The organism is Salegentibacter agarivorans (genome assembly GCF_900113135.1).
Lineage (GTDB): Bacteria > Bacteroidota > Bacteroidia > Flavobacteriales > Flavobacteriaceae > Salegentibacter > Salegentibacter agarivorans.
Window position 1 is genome coordinate 1 of record NZ_FOOH01000050.1, and the last position, 4,452, is coordinate 4,452.

General features: G+C 30.4%; 6 protein-coding genes. All 6 read right to left on the minus strand.

Annotation, left to right across the window (positions count from 1 at the left end; translation table 11 throughout):
• Positions 1–64: 64 nt before the first annotated feature.
• The gene (locus BM084_RS18910) at positions 65–538 is read right to left on the minus strand and encodes a hypothetical protein (protein ID WP_093306689.1); all 474 of its coding nucleotides are present in this window, start codon (positions 536–538) and stop codon (positions 65–67) included.
• Positions 539–682: 144 nt separating this feature from the next.
• Positions 683–874 (minus strand): hypothetical protein, encoded by a 192-nt coding sequence (locus BM084_RS18915; RefSeq protein ID WP_075326087.1) that lies wholly within the window; start codon positions 872–874, stop codon positions 683–685.
• Between the two features lie 118 nt (positions 875–992).
• A complete protein-coding gene (locus BM084_RS18920; RefSeq protein WP_075326086.1) occupies positions 993–1,484 on the minus strand; it encodes a DUF4468 domain-containing protein in 492 nt (163 codons plus the stop codon).
• 173 nt (positions 1,485–1,657) lie between these two features.
• On the minus strand, positions 1,658–2,788 hold the full coding sequence (locus BM084_RS18925) for a UvrD-helicase domain-containing protein (RefSeq protein WP_075326085.1): 1,131 nt from the start codon (positions 2,786–2,788) through the stop codon (positions 1,658–1,660).
• A gap of 2 nt (positions 2,789–2,790) precedes the next feature.
• Entirely contained in the window at positions 2,791–3,999 is a 1,209-nt protein-coding gene (locus BM084_RS18930) for an ATP-dependent nuclease (RefSeq protein WP_218152263.1), read from the minus strand.
• Between the two features lie 235 nt (positions 4,000–4,234).
• Positions 4,235–4,452, minus strand: a 218-nt coding sequence (locus tag BM084_RS19330; protein WP_218152247.1) for a hypothetical protein, incomplete at its 5' end; no start/stop codon positions are given.

The window sequence follows — 4,452 nt, forward strand, 5'->3', positions numbered from 1 at the left end:
CTTGCTTATCCATTTCTTTTTTGTGGGCAAGCTAGAATTTATCTTAAGTTTACAAAAGATGTACTTAGCCAACTGGATACCTTTTAAAAGAGCTCATAAGCAACCAGTAGAAGATTAAAGAGAAAATAATATCGAAGAAAAATTCCCCGGCATCTTCTCCTAAGAAATCATTGACACTATGCCAAAGATCTAGCGGAATTACAAACATAATTATTTTAAAAATCAGCCTCAAAACCAGGTAGAATATTACCAGTCGAAGTCCGTTTACAAAGGAGAGCGAAAAATAGCGTTTTAGGAAATCGCGATTCTCTCCGTCTGAATTTACCTTAAATACCAAATAGGTTCCTACAATGGTGATTAATAACTCCAGGATAATATAAGAGATCTCCCAGCCGTAATGTGAAAAATCAGTTTCGGGTGCATTTGTGGATAAGGTGATCAATACCAGGAAAACCAGTAAATACTGGTAAGAAATTGATTCGGTGATCTTATTTTGAATTAATAGTCGTTCCAGTTTCTTGAGGTTAAACCAAATCATAATTTTCTAGTTGATTTTTTGTTGTATGCAGTTTTTTAAATAGAAGTGCTGTTGAATTATCATATTACCACTTTCTTTCAGGATTTCTAAAATTACATTTTTCAATACCTGTAATTTCAGAAGAACCGAGATTAGTGTCAGTTTTTATTTATCAGCTGGTTTTTTGTAGTTCTTCACTATACCGTAAATTGAAAATATAAGAACAATAGCGTACAAAATTGCTAATGCCGGTTTTTCAAACTTCAGATTGCCAAAATCAAATTGTTTATACAAAGCTGCTCCAAGTATTATGGCTATTACTGTAAAAAAGAAATTAGGTAGTTTTATGTTTTTCATTTTATTAATTTATGCTAATAAGTCGATTAATACTCCAGGAAAAATTGCAAATGCTTCTAAAAATATTCTATTTCTTAGATACTCTTTATTTGCGGTGAATAGTTGTCATCTTTATTTATTACCATTCATTATCTTCTTTACTTTTCTGGATGTATGCGGTCAAATCCTTAATTGATGATTTTATATCTTCTTCTGTATTTTTTATCATTTTCTTTTTTGAAAACATCTTCCCCTCAAAAGCAATTTCTCCGCTTCCTGGACTATCATATGAAAAATCTGAATAAGTATTTCTAAACTTATCATCTTTAAATTCTAATTGTAAAGTATGATGAATCCAACCTTTTTTACCAAACATTGAACTTGAGAAATTTCCTTTTAGAATTATTTTACCTAAATCTTTATCTTTTAACTGTATAACATCGTTGGCACTATTATAATTTATTGTTATCCATTCTAAAGCATTATTATATATTTCTTCTGAGTTTAAATCATCAATTTCAATGACTCCCTGAGAAATATATTGTTCTGTCTCAGAATCTTGTTTTAATTCTTGTGCAAAAATTGAATTAGTTGATAATATCATGATGCCTATTAATAGAAATTTTTTCATATTTCTTCCTTGGTGGCTTTAATTGTTAATTAAACTAAAGGCCCGTTATAAGAATAGTAGCGGATTTTCACGCACTAACTGTTCGGTTAAACACAGACTTTTTTAATTTTTACTTATTTCGATTTAAGCGGTTAGACCGTTATTATTTTCATTTATTTATGAAATTTCGATATTTATTCATATTCATTTGCTCCGTTTTTTACAAATCCATCAGTTTTATCACAGACTATTCCAACACTATATTTCGCTCTTGTTATTCCTACATAAAATTTCGCTCGGGCTTCATTACTAAATTTACTGACTGAAATATCATTGTTCATTATCCATCCAAGCATTCCTTTAGTTGGATAAATTAAAACCCTTTTAAAAGTTAAACCTTTAGATTGTCCGAAATTAGTAACTGTAAATTCAGGATTTGTATTCTTTGTTAAAGAGTTCCACCGTAATTGAACAGGATTATATTTAGCTAAATATTCCTCAACTTTGTCTTTCTTAACTATATAAATACCATCATGTTCTGTTGTCTCATTTTGTTTTGAACCACATTGACTATGTTCAGGATAAAGTCTATTCGCAAAGTCACATATAGCCTGATTGCATCTGTAAGATTCAGAAAGTGATGTGTCATCAATTTGGAAACCTAATTTACTGCATTCTGTTAAAATGAATTCTTTTAATAATCCATTTCTGTATTTTTTATGTTTTGCAGAATTATGGGTTAAATAGGTAACTTGTCTTGGGTCACAAACTAATGATAGATTTGAACTACATTGTCCAAAAGTCTTTAGTAATTCCAAATCATATCCTGCCAAATCTTGGCATTCATCAATTAGTATGTAGTCATATATTTCTGTAAGGCGGTTTATTATTTTGCCTTTTGTTTCTTTGTTTACTCTAATAGCAAGTTTTGCAACCTTATCAGAATAAATCCTTTTGTTTTTTGAAAAGTAGAATTTATCAAAATTATCAGCTTCTGCATAAGGAATTTTTCTTCCAGTTCTTTTGTCTGTGTATCTAATTCCTGATTTCTCGTTTACAAGTAGAAGTCCCTTTATTTTGTAGTCAAATAGAGTTGTCTGATAGGGTTTTATACAATGCTTGATTAAAAATGAAAACCAAGTAGAAATATGAATATTTGAAGGAATACAGCCTATTAATTCAAAAAATTTATTTTTAATTTCTTGAGCGTTTGATTCCGTGTAAGTAGTTATTAAAATGGATTTTTCAGGATATAACAACGCTTTTTTGATCAAAGCTGTTGTTTTTCCAGAGCCTGCTGATGCTATGATTAATTCGTTAATCATTTTTAAATAACATCTGAAATAAAATTAGGGAATGAAATTTTTTCTTGTGAATCAAATAATTTTAAAGCGCATTCTGTTTTATTGAGCTTCATATATTTATGAAATTCGTCATCAGCCGTATAAGCTTTGTCGAAAATCAAATTGAATAACTCAATAGAATTTGATTTTAATAATTTTGGCTCTAGGGTGTTGTAATTAAATGGTTTACCATAAATTTCAAAATCACCTTCATCCATTTCGCTATCATAAGAAATTGTAATATTAGGTTTAGCGTTTATTCCTATATAATCTTCGTATTTTTTTTCAAGTTGTTCGAGACTCCAATCTGTATCCGTTATTACGATTACTGGCTTATTAATTTTTTCTGCTATTTGTAAAAACCTTAAAAAAGAAGTACCGACTGAAATTACATCTATTCCATCTTCTATTGGTAGTTTACCGTATTTTTGAGAATATGCTTTTTGAATGATTAGTTCGTCTGAATCGCCTTCAACAAGTATTGCCTTATTGCTCAGAATTAATCTAAGGGTATCGTAACCAGCTAGTCTTTTGAAGTAAGTAAAAGTGTCATCTTCTAAATCTTTAAAAGTTATCGTTTTCTGTTCGTTTAATAAGATTAAGCTATCTAAGCCTAGTTTATTTGCGATAAAACTACTATGAGTAGTTACAATAATTTGTTTGTTTTCTGCACCTTGTTTTAGGTCATGAATTAGTTCATTTAATTTTGTGTGAGATAAATGATTTTCTGGTTCTTCAATTAAAAGCACATTGGATTCTAATGTTTTTTTATGTGATAAAGCCAATTTGGTTTTTACTACACATTGTTCTCCTTTTCCGATATGATGAAATGGAATTTCATCTAAAAATGTAACCAAAGAGTTTTCCCAAGAATTTTTTGAAGAAAGTTCTACTGACAGTTCTACCCTCTTGTTGGAAATATTTGAATCAGTTTGAATTTTTTTATTGATGTTAATTATTGAATCCTCTTGCATGAAAACGTCTTTCATTTTTCTGTGCGCTTGAGATACATCTACAATTTCTTTCTGGTCTAAAAAGTCTTTTATTATTCTGCTTATATAGATATCAGAACCATTCTGCAATCTACCATTTGATGAGTCGATCAATGCAGGTTTAATTGGTATGAGCCTTGGTGTGACTCTTTCATCTCTTGCAAAGGATTCCCAATAAAAATTATAGTACTCTATGGGCAAACTTTTTATGCTTTCAGTTTGAATTAAAATCTGATATTCTGGGAAATATTTTTCATCAAATTCAATATTAAATGATAGTCCTATTGAATTGGATTTTTCAGAGTTTTTATCTCCTTTGAATATTGAAGGGGCATCAGGCGATAATCAAGTAGGGTGAAGATAATAAATATTTGAGCATTTATTATCTTCATCCCTCTTCCAGAACCGTGCATACGGGTCTCGTACACGGCTCATGTTAAATCTTATTCAGTACTGTTTGATAGTACTGATGCAAAGTGTTCCCTTCAACTGTGTCCATTGCGTACAACCCTAATTCTGAGAAGTACTTATTGGGCAGGGCATAGTGTATTAAATTGGTGGAGGAGTTTCTCCATCGGGTTACCGATATCTTAAGAAAATTCCCCTTATAGCCCATACGCCTTAGTTGTCGGTGAAGAGGTTTCCAGCTTTTCC

Bases quoted from the DNA above. Each gene is read 5' to 3' on its own strand.
- BM084_RS18910 (WP_093306689.1), bottom strand. From the start codon at position 538: ATGATTTGGTTTAACCTCAAGAAACTGGAACGACTATTAATTCAAAAT.
- BM084_RS18920 (WP_075326086.1), bottom strand. From the start codon at position 1,484: ATGAAAAAATTTCTATTAATAGGCATCATGATATTATCAACTAATTCA.
- BM084_RS18925 (WP_075326085.1), bottom strand. From the start codon at position 2,788: ATGATTAACGAATTAATCATAGCATCAGCAGGCTCTGGAAAAACAACA.
- BM084_RS18915 (WP_075326087.1), bottom strand. From the start codon at position 874: ATGAAAAACATAAAACTACCTAATTTCTTTTTTACAGTAATAGCCATA.